This is a genomic window from Streptomyces sp. NPDC091271, assembly GCF_044757505.1.
Taxonomy (GTDB): Bacteria; Actinomycetota; Actinomycetes; order Streptomycetales; family Streptomycetaceae; genus Streptomyces.
In genome coordinates this window covers 175,387-193,158 of sequence record NZ_JBIVVD010000001.1, presented here as the reverse complement: position 1 = coordinate 193,158, position 17,772 = coordinate 175,387, and the positions used below count along the sequence as shown (strand labels likewise).

The window sequence follows — 17,772 nt, the reverse complement described above, 5'->3', positions numbered from 1 at the left end:
TACGCCTCGCACTCCGGAACGGTCGAGGATTCAGACCGGGCGGAGCACTGGTACGCGCCGGGGATTCCCCGGGCATTTGTCATCTGATCACACTCGCAACGGCTTCCACAGAGATCGACAAGCCCTGTTACAGGCCCCGGACGAAGCCTTGAAGAGGCCATTACGCCGACGCTGGAACGACTTTCGTCGTCCGCCGTCGCGACCAATGGCTACAGCGGTGCCGGCCCGGGGCTCTCTACCGTGGGCGCGTGACTCGTGTTGATTCCATGGCCCCCGCAGACCCCTCCCCCCTGGCATCGGCGGTGAGGACGCGGCTGGTGTCCTGGTCGGCCGTGCCGGGGCGGGCCCTCCTCGCGCCCGGGATGTGGCCGGCCCAGCGCATCGTGGGGGAGATCTTCCTGAGCCTGGTGCTCGCGCTGCTGGCGGTGGGCGCCGGGCTGCTGGACGACGAGAGCACGGTGCAGGCCCTCGTGGTCGGGGTGCTGGCCGGGCTGTTGTCGCTCCTGCGCCGCGGGCTGCCCGCGGCCGTGCTGCTGGCTGCCGCGGCCGGTTCCGCGCCGTTCTTCGGTTTCGCGCCCCTGCTCCTCGTCGTCGCCTGGTCGGCCGGGCGGCGGATCGGCGGCCTCGGCAGGGCATGTGCCGTCTTCGCTCTTGCGTACGGTCTCTGCCTCGGCCTGACCGCCGCATGGGAGTCGCACGCGTCGTGGTCGCTGCTGGCCGTCGCCGGGATGTTCATCCTGGTCGCGATCATCGTCCCGGGACTCGCGGGACGCTACTGGTCGCAGCGCCGGACGCTGACCGACACCCTCCACGAGTACAACGCCCAACTCCTGCGCGAGCGGGAGATGCTCGTCGGGCAGGCCAGGATGCTGGAGCGTCAGCGCATCGCGCAGGACATGCACGACAGCCTCGGCCACCAGCTCGCGCTGATCGCGGTGCACACCGGCGCGCTGGAGGTGGACCGCGAGCTGACCGGGCAGCAGCGCGAGGCCGTCGGTGTGCTGCGTGAGGCGTCGGTGGCCGCGATGCACGAACTGCGCGACGTGGTGGGCGTGCTGCGGGACGGCGCGGACGCTCCGCCCGCCGGGGACAGCGCTCAGGGCGAGGACCTCGGGGCGCCGTCGCGTGGTGTGGGGGGCATCGACAGCCTGGCCGAGACGTCCCGGAGGGCGGGCGCGACCGTGGAGATCCGGCGCTCGGGCGAGGCACGTCCGCTCGCGACGACCGCCGACCACGCGGCGTACCGCGTGGTCCAGGAGGGTCTGACCAACGCCCACAAGCACGCTCCGGGTGCGCCGATCACCATCGGCCTGCGGTACGAGCCGGACTCACTGGTCGTGGAGGTCGCCAACGGACCGGTGCCGGTCCCGGTGCGCGGCGGTGTGGCGAGCGGGGGCCAGGGGCTGCCCGGTCTCGAGGAGCGGGCCCGGCTCGTCGGCGGCATGGTGCACGCGGGTCCCACGGCCGGCGGAGGGTTCCGCCTGGCCGGCGTGCTGCCGTACACGTCGCCCGGTGACACGAGGAAGACGTTCGTCGCTCCGCCCGACGACTTTCGGGCGCAGAGTCCGGCGGGCCCCGCGGGTGAGAGTGATCCGGTCATCGACTGGAACGGTCTCCCGAAGGAGTTGGCCAAGGCAGTGAACAGGACCAAGAGGGGCAACGGAGTAGCCATCGGGTGCGGGGTGGCGGCTCTGGTCGCCGTCGTGCTCGTGATCGGGGTGGTCGTGGCGGGGGTCCTTCTCGTACGGGAGGCGGACAAGGCGATGATCGAGCCCAAGCAGTACGACGCGGTGACGGTCGGCCGGTCGGAGCGGTCCGTACGCGATGAACTGCCCAGCGGCGACTCGTTCATGAACACCGGTCCGGGCGACGGCGCACCGCCGGAGCCGGACGGCGCGACGTGTCTCACCCTGCTCTCCACGGAGATCGGGTCCAGCCTGGACGCCGATCCGGTCTTCCGGTTCTGCTTCAAGGACGGCAAGCTGATCGAGAAGAAGTCCTTCGAGGCGGGCTGAGGGAGCGCAGGCCCCCGGCGGGCCGGGTGATCGGGGATGATGGCCCGATGCCCGCAGAGTTGACCGATCAGCACCGCTCAGGAGAGTCGTGATCAGGGTTCTAGTGGCGGATGACGAGCCGCTGATCCGGGCGGGCATCCGGATGATCCTCTCCTCGGCCGACGACATCGAGGTCGTCGCCGAGGCGGCGGACGGCCGCGAGGCGGTCGAACTCGCCCGTTCCCAGCGGGTGGACGTCGCGCTGCTGGACATCCAGATGCCGGTGATGGACGGGCTGACGGCCCTGACCGAGCTGCGCCGGGCGGTCCCCCAGGTGAGGGTGCTGATCCTGACGACGTTCGGGGAGCGGCAGAACGTGCTTCGTGCCCTGACCGGGGGGAGCGCCGGCTTTCTGCTGAAGGACTCGGCGCCCGCGGAGCTGATGCGGGCGGTCCGGGCGGCGGCGGCCGGGGAGGCCTATCTGTCGCCGGGCGCCACCCGGCATGTCGTGGACTCGCTGGCCTCCGGAGGCGCCACGCAGCGTGCGGAGGACGCCCGCCGCAGGCTGGAGAAGCTGACGGGCCGCGAACGTGACGTTTTGGCCCTGCTCGGCGAGGGCCTCTCCAACGCGGACGCGGGTCAGCGGATCCATATGAGCGAGGCGACGGTGAAGGCGTATGTGAGCCGCATCCTCGCCAAGCTGGAGTGCGAGAACAGGGTGCAGGCCGCGCTGCTGGCACGGGACGCCGGCCTCGGCGTGTGAGTGCGGGGCGCGTCTCAGACCACCTGGATCACATGCTTCCCCCGTACGCCGCCGGCCTCAAGGGCCCGGTGGGCTGCGGCGATTCCGGAGAGCGGGTGGACGGTGTCCACGACCGGGCGGATGGCACCGCTCTCCACGTACCGGGTGAGTTCGGCGAGCAGGCTGTGGGTCGGGTTGCCGCTGAAGAAGCGGACACGCCCCCGGCCGTGGGCCGTCGAGGCCAGCATGTAGCCGAGGCTCGCGGCGATGTGGTCGATGTCGAAGGAGATGGAGACCATGCGGCCGCCGGGTGCCAGCTGCCTCCGGAAAGCCCGCAGTTCGGTGCCGACGGTGTCCATGATGACGTCGAACCGGCCCAGGTCGGACGGTCCGGTGGTCGCGTAGCTGTGGGCCTCGTCCGCGCCCAGCTCCCGGACGAGGTCGAGGTTCTTCGTGCTCGCGAGGCCCGTGACGTGGGCGCCGAGAGCCTTGCCGAGCTGGACGGCGATGCTGCCGACTCCCCCGGTGGCCCCGCGTACGAGCAGGCGCTCGCCTGCCTTCAGCCCTGCCTTGGTCCGGAGGGCGGTGATGGCCGTCGTGCCGACGGGAAGGGAGGCGGCCTCGACGAGGCCGAGGTTCTCGGGGGCGTACGCGAGGTTCCGGGGGCGTACGGCGACGTATTCGGCCGCGCTGCCGAAGGTGCGGGGCAGGACGCCCCACACCCGGGTGCCGGGGCGCAGGCCGGTGACGGCCGGGTCCACCTCGGCGACCTCGCCGGCGAAGTCGATCCCCGTGCGCTTCGGGAAGGTACGGCCGGTCACCAGGCGCACGCGTCCGGCCCGTCCGTACAGCTCACCGCCGTTGACGCTCGCCGCGTGGACGCGGACCAGCACCTCGCCCCGCTGTAGTGCCGGTACCGGGACCTTGCCGACGTAGAGCACTTCGGGAGGGCCATAGCTGTCGTAGAGCGCCGCGCGCATGTCGTTCATGACTCCAGGCTATGCGCGTAAGTGGATGACCCCCTCCACTTGGCCTAAAGTGAGAAACATGCCTGATCAGACCTCTCACAAGTCGTCCGGTGACGGCCTGCGCGCCGATGCCCGGGAGAACCGGGAGCGGATCCTCCGGGCGGCGCGCGAGGCCTTCGCCGCGCAGGGCATCGACGTCCCCGTGGCGGCGGTCGCCCGGCGGGCCGGGGTCGGGGTCGCCACGCTGTACCGGCGGTTCCCCACCCGCGACGCGCTCGTGACGGAGGCATTCGCGGAGGAGCTCACCCACTGTGTCTCCGTGCTCGACGAGGGGCTGGCGGACCCGGACCCCTGGCGCGGGTTCTGCACGGTGATCGAGCAGGTCTGCCTGATGCAGGCGGTGGACCGGGGGTTCACGCAGGCGTTCCTCGCGGAGTTCCCCGGCCAGGCGGACTTCGCGCTCGAACGCACCCGCGCCGAGGAACGTCTGGCCCTGCTGGTCCGACGGGCCAAGGACGCGGGCGGGCTGCGCCAGGACTTCGACCCGAGCGACATCACCCTGCTGCTGCTCGCCAACTGCGGGGTCGCGGTCGGCTCGGGCAAGGAGGCGGCCGCCGCGTCCCGGCGTCTGGCCGCCTATCTGCTCCAGGCATTCCGGGCCGACCGGGCAACACCCCTGCCGCCGCCCGCGTCTCTGGGGCTGGGCGACATCGCCCAGTAGTCGGCGGGCGTCTCAGCCGTTCCGGTGGTAGCGGCAGTCCGGGTCGTCACATGAGGCGGGGACCTCCCACCGGGTGTCGATCCGGTGCAGCAGCCCCCGCTCCGGCGGCCGTGCGGGCAGGGAGCAGATGACGTCGGTCGGCGTGTACACCGGCCGGGCGTCCTCCTCGATGTGTTCGGGGTCGGTGAAGTAGAACTCGTCCCGGCGGTCCCACGGCGGTGTGATGCGGGGCTTCGGCAGACCGCTGCCACCGGGGGTGAGGCGCCACCCGGTGCCGGAGGCCCGGTTGTGGACCTCGCCGAGATACCAGGCGGCCACCGTGATCTCCGCCTCGCCGGCCTTCTCGCGCGCCCGGTCCGGGCTCGCGTACGCGGCGCGGACCATCGCCTCCAGCCGGACCAGGGAGTCGACGGTGAAGTCCCACGGTCCCCACTCCTCCCGGTGCCGCTTCCACGTCTCGAACGCCTGCTCCTGGGCGTCCAGCCACGCCGTCAGGGCCGGGTTGTGGGCTGCCTCCTCCTCGGCCTGCTTCTCCTCGCGCAGGTAGGCGGCGTGCTCCTCGGGATCCATGTCGCGGGGGTCTGTCCATTCCATGGGGCGCGAGCCTAGTCCCTCACCGAGAGACGGCCGCGCGGCCGTGTGTGCGGAGTGTGACGTTCCGGTGGAACAGCGGAGTTGACGGCCACGCCACGCCAAATACCCCGTGCGGAGGGCCAGTTGAGTCCCTAGTGTGAGCGGTCGCTCGGGCGGCACCGATCGACCACGGGGGCCCGTGGTGCCGCACGGAGCACTGTGCTGATCTGGGCCCCCTGGGGGTTTCGCGTGACACAAGCGAACCGTGCCCGCCGGCGAAGCTGGTGGGCGAGAACTGCGATAGCCGCGGCCTGTGCCGGGGCCTTGACCATGACCGGTCTGCCGTCGCTGACGGCGGCGGAGGCGGCGCCGAAGGCCCTCAAGCCCGGCAAGCGCTGCGACGAGATGTTCAGCGATCTCTACGACTTCACCGATGTCGTGGAGGGCGCCATGCCCGACGACGGCTTCGAACGTAACAAGGCCGACTGGGACGAGTTCGACTACGTCAACGGGCAGAAGCAGTGGGACGGGCTGAGGGAACCCACCCAGGCAGAGCTGGACGGCATCAGCGACGACCCCGACGACTACAAGAAGGGCGACAAGCGCCGCGTCTGGGCCTACTGGAAGCGGGCCAAGGAGACCAGCCGGTGGAAGAACGCGTCGTTCACCGCCTACCGGGACGACTTCTACATCCCCCAGGGCGGTCATGACCCGCGCGGCCGTGCCTACATGGCGAAGCTCGTGCACGACCGGGGTCTCGTCGGGCCGGACTGGATCTGCGAGAAGGAGATCGAGGTCCGCGACCCCGAGACCAAGAAGACCTACGTGCGGCGCCTGGACGCGTACAACACACGCACCGGGGAGGTCGTCGAGGGCAAGTCGAACAACAAGCCCGACCGCACGCAGCGCCCCAAAGACATCGCCATGCTCAAGGACCCCGCCCACAAGGGCAAGAGCCTGACCTACGCCTACGGTCAGGAGCCGAAGGGCGGCGCCAAGAACCATGACGAGGCGATGCGGAAGCTCGCACCGGACCGGGTGAAGAAGGTCTACTACCGGTCCGACGCCGTCGAGAACGCCCCCAAGGGGACCCAGAACGCGCCCACCCGCCGCGTCGACCCCTACATGAACGCCAAGCCCGGCACCTCCACCGGCTCGCGTGGCGGCGGCAACGACCTCATCAACAGGTCCGCCCCCACCCCCGAGGACATGAAGCAGCGGCTGGAGCGGATCGGGAAGATCCCCAGCATGGACCGGGGCATGAAGGGCCCGGGCGGCGTCGACTTCACCACGATGGACCTCCAGTACGTCGGAAAGCCCGTGAAGGGCCAGGGGCTCGACTACTCGTTCGCAGCGAACGAGGCCCCCGAAGGCCAGGAGATGGGCTGGGGCGGCAAGACCCGCGCCCAGTTGATCTCCGACTCGTTCTTCACCTGGCTGGCCCTCACGCCGGACAAGTTTTGGGTCAATCTGAACCCGGACCAGCCCGGCAAGGTCATGGACACCAAGTTCGGCAGGACCGACGCCGGGCGTGTCCTGCTGGAGGCCGACCTGGAGATGAAGCACGACTTCGCCGAAGCCGTGAACCCCGACAAGCACGCGGGGGCCAAGCGGTACTGGGACACCGCACCGCGCCGTGACGGCATCCCGTGCTTCCCCGGTGTGCGCATGTGGATCAGCCCCGAGACGGCGAAGGTCCGCCAGCAGGACGGCGGCATCTACATCCTGGACGCACCCCTCAAGGTGGACGTCCAGTGGCTCGACGTCGACTACACGGTGCCCGGCAGCACCGAGTGCAAGGATCTGTCCGACGCGGAGAAGACGTCCATCGAGCGGAGCATCAGCACCAACGTCATGCCCGTCGTCGAGGAGCGCATCAACAAGGACGCGGACTACGCCGACCTGCGCGCCGTCTACACCGCCCGCGTCGCCGCCGAGTACATCCGGCAGCAGGACGCCCAGCAGCCCACCGACTACCGCACGATCATCAACAGCGACGACGCCTCCGCGTGGCCGCTGCGCGCACCGAACCAGGACTGGACCCGCGAGGGCGTCTGGGAGCGGTACATGAAGAGCATCCGCGACGGTGTGGAGTGGTTCGAGCTCCGTTACGGCGGCAAGGTCTACAACCAGGGCGTAGGCGGCGTCGACTTCTCCAAGCAGCCGAAGCGGAACGTCTCCCAGGCCGAGTTCCGCGTCGAACACCCCTACCGGCCCCGCCAGACCAGGACGTCGGTCAAGACCGTCACCAACGACACCCGCACCGATGACCTGCTCCTCCTCGGCGGCAACAGCGCGGGCCGCAACGACGAGGGCGACACCACGCCCACCCCGACGCCGACCCCGACGGGCACCGGCAAGCCGACCGACCCCCCGACGTCACCGGCTCCGGACCCCACCACCCCCGGCCCCGGTGACACCGGCAGGCCGGCCCCGCCGGCCGGGGAGCCGGGCGGCGACCTCGCCGGCACCGGCTCCGACACCCCCGTCGGCCTCATCGCAGGCGCCGCCGCCGCTCTCGCGGTCGCGGGTGGCGCCCTGATGTGGTGGATGCGCCGTCGCAAGGCTGCCCAGGAGTAGCCGACAGCACAGCGATACGACTGGAAGGGCCCCACCCGAGGCCGGGTGGGGCCCTTCACGTCACATGTGACGCAGGTCACATTCATGTCGCGTCACAGGCGGGCCCGCAGCTTCCGTCCCGAGGTCATCAGCAAGCGACGGAAGAAGGCGGAAGCGATGAACGCACAGCACGAGACGGACCGGCCGGCCCCCCACCACGTCCTGATCCTGGGCGCCGGGTACGCGGGCATGGCAGCGGCGATCCAGCTGGCGGCCCGGGTCAAGCGGCAGAAGGACGTACGCGTCACCCTGGTCAACGCGCAGGACCACTTCACCGAGCGGCTGCGGCTGCACATGACCGCGACCGGACAGCAGGTCGACGAGCTGAGCATCCCGGAGCTGCTCGACGGCACGGGCGCGCAGTTCGTACGCGGCTGGGTGACGGCGGTGGACGCGGACGCGAGGACCGTACGGATCGACGACGACCGGGTCCTGCACTACGACACGCTCGTGTACGGGCTGGGCAGCGTGGCCGACACCTCGGCGGTGCCGGGCGTCGAGGAGTACGCGTACACCCTGAACAGCCCGCAGGACGCCGAGGCGGTGGCCCACCGGCTGGCCCGGCTCGACAGCGGCACGGTGGTCGTCGGCGGCAGCGGGCTGACGGGCGTCGAGTCGGCCGCGGAGATCGCCGAGCAGCACCCCGGACTGGACGTCGTGCTCCTGGGCCGCGACGAACCCGGCGCGCTCATGAACCCGAAGGCCGGGGCGTACGTACGGTCCGCGCTGGACCGCCTGACCGTCCGGGTGCGCGGCGGGGCCGAGGTGGTGAAGGTGCTGCCGGACTCGGTCGAACTGGCGGGCGGGGAGAGCATCCCGGCCGACCTCGTCCTGTGGACCAGCGGCACGCGGGTGTCACCGCTGGCCGCCGCCGCAGGCCTGGAGGTCGACGAGCGCGGCCGCATCGTCACGGACACCACACTGCGGTCCACGTCCCACCCGGACGTCTACGCCGTGGGCGACGCGGCCGCCGTCCGCCAGGGGTACGGCGTCATGCACGGCACCTGCCAGAGCGGGATGCCGACCGGCGTGCACGCGGCGGTGTCGGTCGTCCGCGCCCTGCGGGGAAAGCGCCCCAAGCCCTTCCGCTTCGGCTACTACCACACGCCGGTCAGCCTCGGCCGGCACGACGCCGTCGTGCAGTTCACCCGGCCCGACGACAGCCCGCGGAGGATGTACCTGACAGGCCGTTCGGCCGCCAGGTATAAGGAGACCGTGACCGCATCCCCCTGGGCGACCTACGTCCGCATGAAGAAGATGCCCGCGTCGGGCGCGTTCTGGCCCCGTGGCGGCCGCTTCACCCGGATCCGGGGTGCCCGATGACCCGGACGGCACCCGACACCGGCCAGGACGCCTTCGACCGGTACCGCAACCTGCTGTTCTCGGTGGCCTACCGCATCCTCGGCACCGCGGCCGACGCCGAGGACACGGTGCAGGACGCCTGGATCAAGTGGTCGGCCGCCGACCGCTCCCAGGTGGCCGACCCCAAGGCCTACCTGGCGCGGATCGTGTCGAACCTGGCGATGGACCGGCTGCGCTCCACCCGGCACAAGCGCGAGGTCTATGTGGGGCCGTGGCTCCCGGAGCCGATCCTGACCAGCGCGGACACCGCCGACACCGTCCTGGACGCCGAGTCGGTGTCGATGGCGATGCTGGTGGTGCTGGAGACGCTGAGCCCGCTTGAGCGTGCGGTGTTCGTGCTGAAGGAGGTCTTCGACTTCAGCCATGCCGAGATCGCGGAGGCGGTGGAGCGGTCCGAAGCCTCGGTGCGGCAGGCCGCGCACCGCGCCCGCGAACACGTCCGGGCCCGGCGCCCGCGTTTCACGGCGGACCGTTCGCAGCAGCGCGACGCCACCGAACGGTTCTTCACCGCAGCGACCGGCGGGGACATGAACTCCCTGATGGAGCTGCTGTCCCCGGACGTCACGCTGTGGACGGACGGCGGCGGCAAGGTCCGCCAGGCCCTGCGCCCGGTCGTGGGCGCGTCCACGGTGGCCGCCTGGTTCGCGGCCATCGGGACCGTCACCTACCAGGGCGTCGAGCCCGCCGACATGAAGGCCGAACTCGTCGAGATCAACGGCGGTCCGGGCCTGGTCTTCAGCGGCGCGGGCCGCGTGATCGCCACGGTCACCTTCGACTTCGACGAGGACGGGCGCATCTCGACCATCCACAACGTCGCCAACCCAGACAAGCTGCGGGCGGTCGGCTCGGGCGCACCGTATCCCCTCCGGACGCGGTGAGCCGGTCGCGGGCCCGAGGCTCAAGCCTTGGGCCCCGAGCGCTCTTTCCAGGGAATGGATGGTGGGTCTCTTTCCCACCCACCCACCCTCCCCGCCTGCGAAGTTGACCGGATGTGACCGACTTGCCACGGACCGTCGCCACGCTCTAGCGTGCCAACAACCAGACGACCCCCGTCGGTGCGCCAACACCTGACAGGGGTCTGACCAACGAGATCGACTGAATTGGAACCCGATCTGATGGCTGTCGACCAGCTTAGTGCTGCCTCCCGCCCCCCGTACGTGACCCCGCACCCCATGGCGAACCCCGGTTACGGAAAGCGTTCCGCCCCGGACCAGCGCCCGCGCGACGAGCGCGACTTCTCGCATCTGGCGCCTCGTGAGGCCGCCGTCGCCGCCTACATCGACCGGCTTCCTGACGGCTCCGACATCTCCGTGAAGACACTGGCCAAGGTGCTTCCGTACGGACAGTGCGCCCTGCGGACCGCGCTCAACAGGCTCCAGGCGGCCGGGCATCTGCGCCGGGGCCGGGAGTGCGTCGCCACCGACGAGGTCATGCTCTGGGTGACCCGGACGTTCTTCTCCCGGACCGCGCGCGACGACGACTGGTGGGTGGCGTTCATCCGGGGCGACGTACCGCAGGAGAGGCAACAGCCCACCCGCACACGGGCGTTCGTCCTGCTGGCCGCCCTGGGACGTACGGCTCCCGCGCTGAGCCTGTCGGCGGCGGAGTGCGCGAGCCTGGAGCCGCAGGTCGGCGAGTGGTTCGAGCGGGGTGCCACGGAGGCGGAGCTGCTGCACGCCCTGACCGACGGGCTCCCCGTGCCGGTCCATCACGCGGCCTCGCTGCTCCGCAGGCGGCTCACCGACAAGTTGCCCCCGTATCGCCCGGCCCCGGAGCGGCGGACCGCGCTGCTCACGCTGGAATGCGGCGAGTGCCGTGCGCCGGGCAGCCCCGAGGCGCTGGCGGGCGGACTCTGCGCGCCGTGCCGGGGCGAGGCGGCGTACGTGCCGGCGGGTCCTCCCGGCGCCGTGTCCACCGGCGGGGTGCAGGAGCGGATGGCGTCGGTGCGGGCGGGTCTCGTCCCCCGCCCGGACAGGACGTCCTGGGCGCGCCGCCGTCGCTGAACGCGAGACGCTCAGGCCTCCTCGCCGCGCTTCCCCAGCGCGCCGGTGAGCTCGGACCTGCGCCGTATCCGCAGCTTGCGGTAGGCGTGGGTGAGGTGGGTCTCCACCGTGCGCCGCGCCAGGTGCAGCAGCCCGGCGATCTCCGCGTTGGTGCGTCCGTCCGCGGCCAGTTCGGCGACGCGCCGCTCACTTGCCGTCAGGGCGGCGGACCCGGTCCGGGACGAGGAGTGATGGCGGGCGCCTCCCTCGCGCAGCGCCCGGGCGGCCAGGGCGTGGAACCGTACCGCACCCTTGCGTTCCGCCCGTTCCGCGGCCTCGCGCAGGCAGTCGCGGGCACGGGAGCGCTCCCCTGCGCCCATGAGCTGGCGGCCCTGCGCGAGCAGCGCCGGGATCAGCTCCATGTCCGTGTCGGCCGTCGCGCCGCGTAAGATCCGCACCGCTTCCCCGGCCAGTTCCAGGCCGCGCCGTCCACCGGTCACGGTGCCCAGTACCCGCAGGGCGCGGCCGACCGTGCGCGGGGTGTTCCACACCTCGGCGAGCCGCAGCTCCTCCTCCGCCAGCTCCACCGCCTCCCCCGCCCCCGGCCCCGGGCCGCACTCGGCGACCGCGGTCCGCCACGGCGTGACGACCGGGCTGACCACCTCGCGCGCCAGCTGGCGCCTGCCGCACTCAAGCCAGTCGTGGAGCGCTCCCGCCGAATCGCCCACGGCGGCCCGCAGCACGCCCCGGGCGTACAGGAAACGGTTCAGCTCCCAGGAGTCCGGCGCCCGGCGCAGGTCGAACCCCGCGGCGAGCCGCTGTGCCTCATCGGTGCGGTCGGCGTGCACGAGCGCCATCAGCACATGGGCGTCGATGTTGCCCGGCCCCGCGTCGGCCGGTATCCGGCGCGGATCCGCGGCGGCGGCGAGCAGCGCGGCCTGGTCGCCCCGGGCGGCGGCGATGTCGGCCCGGGTGTTGACCAGGGCGCGGTGCATCGGGTGCAGCAGGGAGCAGCTCTGGAGGGCCAGGCCGCGCTCCACGAGCCTTTCCGCCTCGTCGAGTTCGTCCGCCCACTGGGCGACGGCGGCCGCCGTGCCCAGCAGGAACGGCTCCGCGGACGGGTCGGCGGGCACGGCCAGCAGGGCGTGCACCTGTTTCATCGCGTCCTGTGCCGAGACCAGCCCGGCCGTCGCCGCGTACCGCACGAGCAGGGCCTGTCCCGCGGTGCCGACCAGCTCCGGGGAGCGCGCGGCCGTCTCACCCAGCCATCCGTACGCTTCCTGCCGCTGGACCTGGTCCTGGTCGGACAGGATCGCCGTGGCGGTCTGCACGGTGCGGGCCAGCCCGGGGTGCTCCGACAGTCCTGCCTCGGTCCGGCGCAGCATCCCCATCGCCGTACGGACCTCGCCCTGGCCTGCGAGCGCGGTGCCGAGGGCGATCGCCGTGTGCACCCGGTCGCGGGGATCGCCCTCCAGGTGCAGGGCCTCCGCCAGCCTCGATATCGCGGCCCCGGCGTCCGCCGAGTGGTATTCCAGGGAGCCCAGTTCGGTCAGCAGGCGCTGCCTGCGGGCGTCGGACAGCGGTTCGTCGAGCGCCCGGCGCAGATAGGCGACGGCGTCGTCGGCCCGCGCACCGTCGACGGCCACCGTCACCGCGTCCCGCAGGACGCGCAGCGCCCACGGCTTGCCGACGACCGGGGCACGGAGCAGATGCCGGGCGACCGCCTCCACCCGTCCGCCCCGGGACAGCAGCGCTTCCGCGGCCGCCCGGTGCACCTCCTGCCGCCGCGGTGTCGGCCAGCCGGTGAGCACCGCGTCCCGCAGCAGCGGGTGGGCGTAGCGGGGCTGCCCGTCGGGGCCGAGGCGCAGCAGTCCGAGCCGGGTCATCGCGGTGAGCCAGCCCGCGACCCGGGCGGGATCGGCTCCCGTCGCCTCGGCGAGCAGAGCGGGCGGATCGTCGCCGGGGTCCGGCGTCCCCACCTCCTCCAGCGCGGCGAGGGCGCGCGCCACGTCGGCGGTCGCCGTCCCGGCGCTGTCCAGCCACCAGGCGACGGCCGCCGGATACGCCCCCGGGTACAGGGCGGCGCAGGAGTCCGGCAGCGGGAGCGGCGGAGTGCCGCGCAGATCGTCCAGCAGGGCGAGCAGCAGCAGCGGATGGCCCGCCGAGGCCCGCACGCACTCCGCCGTCCACTCCGGGTCCGCCCCGGGGAGGAGGGCTCCGAGCATCTCCGCCGACGCGCCGTCGGTGAGCGGGGCGAGGGTGTGCGTGCGGACGAAGGAGGCGGAGAGCGCGTGGGTGAGACCGGCGGGCTGCGGTTCGATGTCGTACTGGCTGCGCTCGGTCGCCACCACCAGGACCGGCATCCGGTCCAGGTGACCGGCGGCCTCGGCGAGCCAGCGGCGCGAGGAACGGTCGGCCAGATGGACGTCGTCCACGGCCAGCAGCAAGGGGGACCGCGCCGCCAGGGAGCGGAGCAGCTCCCACAACCGGGCGGCTCTGCGGTGGTAATCGGAGGACGGCATGCCCGCGTACTCCGGAACGTGGCCGAGAAGTCGCCCTACGGTCGAGAGGGGCATGCCGTCGTCCTCGGGGGAGCAGCGCGCACGCAGCACGCACACCCCGCGCTCCACGGCGTGTGCGGCGGCGGCCTCCAGCACGGCGGTGCGGCCGGTGCCGGTCGCGCCGCGCAACAGGACGAGGCCGCCCACGCCACGGAGGGCGCGCTCGGTCCCGGCCGCCAACAGTGTGTGTGCGTCGTCGCGTTCGCGCAGCGCATTGATCATGCATGCCTCCTGAGAAGATGGTGCGCGCCGTCGCACTGTGAGAGTGACCGGCGCGCGCCCGGGTGGCGTGATATGACCCACAGGGCAGATTTTCTGCCCCCTTTTCTGCCCTTGGTGTGTCGAGACTCACGGCATGGATGTGCATCGCTCCCGCAAGGCCACCACCCCGCGTACGCACCCGCGTTGACCTGCGGTGATACGGCTTCCCGGCGGGACGTTCGGGTGACCGCCGCGCTTCTCTCGTGGTCCGCGTCGTGGTGGTCCACGATTGCCCGTTCCGCGGGATTCGCAGAAGTGTGGATCAGGTCCTTCCGCCGACGGCCCTCACGCCCGGCGGATCCGTGAACAGAGGAAAACGGTTGCTCAGCTCACCCCGGACCACTTCGGACACCGCCCTGGGAAGCCGGGTGCCCGTGTCCGTGACCGCCCCCGACCCGATCAGCCGCGAAGGTGCCGTCAGTCAGCTGCGCCGGCATCCGGAGGTCGAACTGCGCGAGGAGTCCCGCCCCGGCACGGTGGCCCTGCTGATCGAGGACGCCCTCGACGAGACGGCTCTCACCCGGCTGCGCCGGGTCGTGCGCAGCGAGGGTGCGCGTGCCGTGCTCGTGGTGGACACGATCCGCGAGAACGAACTGCTGGACGTCATCGAGTGCGGTGTCGGGGCCATCGTGTGGCGGCGCGAGGCCACCGCCCACCGGCTGGTGCAGGCGGTGCTGGCCGCCGCCCGTGGCGAGGGCGACCTGCCTGCGGACCTGCTCGGCCGGCTCATCAACCAGGTGGGGACCCTGCACCGGGGCGGCACCGGACGGCAGGGCAGCCCCTCCCTGGGGCTCACCCCCCGCGAGGTCGATGTACTGCGGCTCGTCGCCGAAGGCCTCGACACGGGCGAGATCGCCGGAAAGCTGTCCTATTCCGAACGCACCGTCAAGAACGTGATGCACGGGCTCACGACCCGCCTCCATCTGCGTAACCGCGCGCACGCCGTGGCCCATGCCCTCCGGGAGGGCTACATCTGACCGTTGGGGCAATCCCGGGCGGGCCGCCGGGCAGAACCGCTGTCCGACGGCCGTCCCCGGCGAGCCTGGGGCTCCGGCGGCACACAGGGCACGATCGGTGGCATACGGCGCCCAACGGCGCCGGACGTACGGCAGGCACCACGGCAGGGCAGGAGCGGCAAGAGTGATCCACGAGGTGGACGAGGTCCTCAAACGCCTGCTCAGCGGCGGGTCGTTGGCCGGCTCCGGGATCGAGGTGTCCTTCGAGGCGCCCACCCGTGACTGGGCGGCCCGGCGCAATGCCCCCGTGGTCAACACCTACTTGTACGACATCCGGGAGGACGTGACCCGGCGGCAGCGCGGCCACACGTCGGTGCGCGACGAACGGAACATCGTGGTGCGCCGCAGCCAGCCGCCGCGCTGGTTCCGGCTGTCGTACCTGGTGACGGCGTGGACGAAGACCCCGCAGGACGAACACCGGCTGCTCTCCGCCGTGCTGGCGACGCTGCTGCCCCGGGAGCTGCTGGCCCCCGAGGAGCTCCCCGGCTCGCTGGGGCGGCTCGGCCTGACGATTCCGCTGACGGTGGCCGGTCTCCAGACCGAGTCGCGCTCCTTCGCCGAGATCTGGTCCGCGCTGGGCGGTGAGCTCAAGCCCTCCCTGGACCTGGTGGTGACCGCGCCCTTCCCGGCCTTCCCCGAATACGACGCCGGGCCCCCGGTCACCGAGGGCGCGACGGTCCGCGTGGGCGACCTGGAGGGCGAAGCCTCCCAGTCCCGGGGGCGCTCCCACCGGCCGCACCAGGTGGCGGCGGCCCGCGCCGCCCACGAGGAGGCGGCGGCGGCCCGCCGCGCGGAGAAGCGATGAACGCCCCGCACCCGCCCGCCGAGGCGCTGCACGGCGACATCCCGGACACCCCGCCCCGCGACCCCTCCCACCCGCTGCTCACGCGGCTGGCCGGACTGCGGGAGGCGGTGACCGCGCTGGTCGAGCAGCGCTCCGCCACCGACCCGACGGCGGGCGACCCGCTGCGCGGCCTGTATCTGTCCGACGAGGCCGTGCTCCACCTGCTGAACACCTGGCCCGCCACGGACCCGGACGGCTCCCTCCCGCCGGGGACGCGGGCCGGACAGCCGGACGACGCCGACGACCGGCTGGCCCGGACCGCCGCCCGGCTGCGGCTGACCGAGTGGGACGCGGCCGTCCTGCTCATCGCGCTCGCCCCGGACCTCGACCGCACCTTCGAGCCGCTCTACGGCTACCTCAACGACGACGTGAGCCGCCGCCGCGCCACGGTGGGCCTGGCCCTCGAACTGTGCGGGCTCCCCGCCCATCTGCCGGAGGGCCGCGCGCGCTTACATCCGACGGCGCCGCTGCTCGCCCTCGGGCTGCTGGAGGTCGAGGAGCCCGAACGCCCCTTCCTCTCCCGCTCGTTGCGCGTGCCGGACCGGGTGGCCGCACATCTGCTGGGTGACGACACCCCGGACGCCGCGCTGCTCGGCCGTCTCCAGCCCATGCCGGACCCGCTGTCCGCCGCAGAGCAGGACGAGGCCTTCGGCCGGCAGCTGGCCGCCCGGCTGCACGCCGGTCCGATCGCCGTCTACCTGCGGGAACACCGCGAGGGCGACGGCCTGGCCGCCCTCGCGTCCGCCCTGCACACGGCGGGCGTCGACGCGCTGCGCTACTCGGGCCACTCCGGCCCCCCGGACCCTTCCGGCCACGCCCACCCCTCGGACGCCCCCGGCACCTCCCTCGGCACCTCTTCCGGCACCTCTTCCGGCGCCTCGGCAGCCGGCACCGACGACAGCGTGCACGCGCTGCTGCGCGAAGCGCGCCTCAGCGGCCGGGCGATCGTGGTGTCCGGCCTGCCCGGCCGGCCGGGCCCGCTGGTCGAAGCGCTGACCCGGGCCACGGACGTGACCGTGCTGCTGGCCGACCCACGCCCGTACGACCCGCACTGGTCCCCGGACGACCCGCTCGTCCTGGAGGCGCCACGGCGACCGGCCGGCGGCGCCGCCGTCTGGCAGGCCGCTCTGGGCCCCGACGCCGGCCATCTCGACCTGACCGCCACCGTGGCGCCGTACCACCTCGGCGGCGAGCGCATCGGGCGTGCGGCCCGTGCCGCCCTGTCACTCGCCGGCTTCGACGGGACACCGCTCACCGCCGAGCACATCCGGCTCGCGGCGCGGCAGCAGTCGGCGTCGGGCCTCGAACAGCACGCCCGCCGGATCCGGCCCGCCGTGGGCTGGGGGGACCTCGTCCTCCCCGACCAGCCCCTCACGCAGCTGCGCGAACTCGCCCTGCGCGCCCGCCACCGCGACCGGGTCCTCGGCGACTGGCGGCTCAGCGCCGGCGGGGGGCGCGGCCGTGGCGTCGTCGGCATGTTCGCGGGCGAGTCCGGCACCGGGAAGACCCTGGCGGCGGAGGTCGTCTCGGCCGATCTGGGCCTCGACCTCTACGTGGTCCAGCTGTCCTCGATCGTGGACAAGTACATCGGCGAGACCGAGAAGAACCTCGAACGGATCTTCACCGAGGCCGACAGCACGGACGCCGTGCTCCTCTTCGACGAGGCCGACGCCGTCTTCGGGAAGCGCTCCGAGGTCAAGGACTCCCACGACCGGTACGCCAACATGGAGAGCTCCTACCTCCTGCAGCGGCTGGAGTCCTTCGACGGCATCGCCCTGCTCACCACCAACCTGCGGTCCAACATCGACGAGGCGTTCACCCGGCGTCTGGACCTGGTGGTCGACTTCCCGTTCCCGGACGCCGGCCAGCGGCTGGCGCTGTGGCATCACGGCCTGGCGCACGTCCCGTCGGCCGAGGACATCGACGCCACGCCCCTGGCGCGGGACTTCGAGCTGGCCGGGGGGTCGATCCGCAGCGCGGTGGTCACCGCCGCCTACCTCGCCGCCGGGCGGGACGAACCGGTCGGCGCGGACGACCTGCTGGAGGGTGCCCGCCGCGAGTACCGCAAGGCGGGCCGGCTGGTGCCGGGCGAGGCGAACTGGTGACGGTGCCCGGCAAGACGCGGGCCG

General features: G+C 72.5%; 13 protein-coding genes. 10 read left to right on the top strand and 3 right to left on the bottom strand.

From position 1 onward, the window contains the following. Positions 1 to 362 precede the first annotated feature (362 nt). Positions 363 to 2,015 (top strand): sensor histidine kinase, encoded by a 1,653-nt coding sequence (locus tag ACIQM3_RS00965; RefSeq protein ID WP_401619907.1) that lies wholly within the window; start codon positions 363 to 365, stop codon positions 2,013 to 2,015. A gap of 88 nt (positions 2,016 to 2,103) precedes the next feature. After that, the gene (locus ACIQM3_RS00960) at positions 2,104 to 2,757 is read left to right on the top strand and encodes a response regulator (RefSeq protein ID WP_401617056.1); all 654 of its coding nucleotides are present in this window, start codon (positions 2,104 to 2,106) and stop codon (positions 2,755 to 2,757) included. 14 nt (positions 2,758 to 2,771) lie between these two features. On the opposite strand, the gene ACIQM3_RS00955 is transcribed toward ACIQM3_RS00960, so the two are convergent. Then, the gene (locus ACIQM3_RS00955; protein WP_401617053.1) at positions 2,772 to 3,725 is read right to left on the bottom strand and encodes an NAD(P)-dependent alcohol dehydrogenase; all 954 of its coding nucleotides are present in this window, start codon (positions 3,723 to 3,725) and stop codon (positions 2,772 to 2,774) included. Positions 3,726 to 3,783: 58 nt separating this feature from the next. On the opposite strand from ACIQM3_RS00955, the gene ACIQM3_RS00950 reads away from it, so the two are divergent. Beyond that, entirely contained in the window at positions 3,784 to 4,425 is a 642-nt protein-coding gene (locus tag ACIQM3_RS00950) for a TetR/AcrR family transcriptional regulator (RefSeq protein ID WP_401617050.1), read from the top strand. Between the two features lie 12 nt (positions 4,426 to 4,437). On the opposite strand, the gene ACIQM3_RS00945 is transcribed toward ACIQM3_RS00950, so the two are convergent. Then, positions 4,438 to 5,019 carry a hypothetical protein gene (locus tag ACIQM3_RS00945; RefSeq protein WP_401617047.1) on the bottom strand — a complete coding sequence of 194 codons (582 nt, stop codon included), beginning with the start codon at positions 5,017 to 5,019 and terminating at the stop codon, positions 4,438 to 4,440. 309 nt (positions 5,020 to 5,328) lie between these two features. On the opposite strand from ACIQM3_RS00945, the gene ACIQM3_RS00940 reads away from it, so the two are divergent. From ACIQM3_RS00940 to ACIQM3_RS00925, 4 genes are all read left to right on the top strand, one after another. Next, positions 5,329 to 7,578: a hypothetical protein gene (locus tag ACIQM3_RS00940; protein ID WP_401617044.1), complete on the top strand. Its 2,250-nt coding sequence runs from the start codon at positions 5,329 to 5,331 to the stop codon at positions 7,576 to 7,578. A 156-nt stretch (positions 7,579 to 7,734) separates the two neighbouring features. Next, entirely contained in the window at positions 7,735 to 8,940 is a 1,206-nt protein-coding gene (locus tag ACIQM3_RS00935; protein ID WP_401617041.1) for an NAD(P)/FAD-dependent oxidoreductase, read from the top strand. Next, the gene (locus ACIQM3_RS00930; protein ID WP_401617038.1) at positions 8,937 to 9,857 is read left to right on the top strand and encodes an RNA polymerase sigma-70 factor; all 921 of its coding nucleotides are present in this window, start codon (positions 8,937 to 8,939) and stop codon (positions 9,855 to 9,857) included. Before ACIQM3_RS00935 ends, ACIQM3_RS00930 begins: the two co-directional genes overlap by 4 nt. Before the next feature lie 294 nt (positions 9,858 to 10,151). Next, positions 10,152 to 10,982, top strand: a complete 831-nt coding sequence (locus tag ACIQM3_RS00925; RefSeq protein ID WP_401617035.1) for a hypothetical protein — start codon at positions 10,152 to 10,154, stop codon at positions 10,980 to 10,982. Positions 10,983 to 10,993: 11 nt separating this feature from the next. On the opposite strand, the gene ACIQM3_RS00920 is transcribed toward ACIQM3_RS00925, so the two are convergent. After that, on the bottom strand, positions 10,994 to 13,744 hold the full coding sequence (locus ACIQM3_RS00920) for an AAA family ATPase (protein ID WP_401617032.1): 2,751 nt from the start codon (positions 13,742 to 13,744) through the stop codon (positions 10,994 to 10,996). Between the two features lie 359 nt (positions 13,745 to 14,103). Between ACIQM3_RS00920 and ACIQM3_RS00915 the strand changes: the two genes are divergently transcribed. From ACIQM3_RS00915 to ACIQM3_RS00905, 3 genes are all read left to right on the top strand, one after another. After that, a complete protein-coding gene (locus tag ACIQM3_RS00915) occupies positions 14,104 to 14,760 on the top strand; it encodes a LuxR C-terminal-related transcriptional regulator (RefSeq protein WP_401617030.1) in 657 nt (218 codons plus the stop codon). A 163-nt stretch (positions 14,761 to 14,923) separates the two neighbouring features. Beyond that, positions 14,924 to 15,604 (top strand): DUF4255 domain-containing protein, encoded by a 681-nt coding sequence (locus tag ACIQM3_RS00910; RefSeq protein WP_401617027.1) that lies wholly within the window; start codon positions 14,924 to 14,926, stop codon positions 15,602 to 15,604. Beyond that, positions 15,601 to 17,748 (top strand): ATP-binding protein, encoded by a 2,148-nt coding sequence (locus ACIQM3_RS00905; RefSeq protein ID WP_401617025.1) that lies wholly within the window; start codon positions 15,601 to 15,603, stop codon positions 17,746 to 17,748. The genes ACIQM3_RS00910 and ACIQM3_RS00905 overlap by 4 nt, the downstream gene beginning before the upstream one ends. Positions 17,749 to 17,772 lie beyond the last annotated feature (24 nt).

What these genes read in the sequence shown, in the direction of transcription:
- ACIQM3_RS00955 (WP_401617053.1), bottom strand. Translation starts at nt 3,725, where the DNA reads ATGAACGACATGCGCGCGGCGCTCTACGACAGCTATGGCCCTCCCGAA.
- ACIQM3_RS00930 (WP_401617038.1), top strand. Translation starts at nt 8,937, where the DNA reads ATGACCCGGACGGCACCCGACACCGGCCAGGACGCCTTCGACCGGTAC.
- ACIQM3_RS00925 (WP_401617035.1), top strand. Translation starts at nt 10,152, where the DNA reads ATGGCGAACCCCGGTTACGGAAAGCGTTCCGCCCCGGACCAGCGCCCG.
- ACIQM3_RS00940 (WP_401617044.1), top strand. Translation starts at nt 5,329, where the DNA reads ATGACCGGTCTGCCGTCGCTGACGGCGGCGGAGGCGGCGCCGAAGGCC.
- ACIQM3_RS00905 (WP_401617025.1), top strand. Translation starts at nt 15,601, where the DNA reads ATGAACGCCCCGCACCCGCCCGCCGAGGCGCTGCACGGCGACATCCCG.
- ACIQM3_RS00945 (WP_401617047.1), bottom strand. Translation starts at nt 5,019, where the DNA reads ATGGAATGGACAGACCCCCGCGACATGGATCCCGAGGAGCACGCCGCC.
- ACIQM3_RS00935 (WP_401617041.1), top strand. Translation starts at nt 7,735, where the DNA reads ATGAACGCACAGCACGAGACGGACCGGCCGGCCCCCCACCACGTCCTG.
- ACIQM3_RS00950 (WP_401617050.1), top strand. Translation starts at nt 3,784, where the DNA reads ATGCCTGATCAGACCTCTCACAAGTCGTCCGGTGACGGCCTGCGCGCC.
- ACIQM3_RS00965 (WP_401619907.1), top strand. Translation starts at nt 363, where the DNA reads ATGTGGCCGGCCCAGCGCATCGTGGGGGAGATCTTCCTGAGCCTGGTG.
- ACIQM3_RS00920 (WP_401617032.1), bottom strand. Translation starts at nt 13,744, where the DNA reads ATGATCAATGCGCTGCGCGAACGCGACGACGCACACACACTGTTGGCG.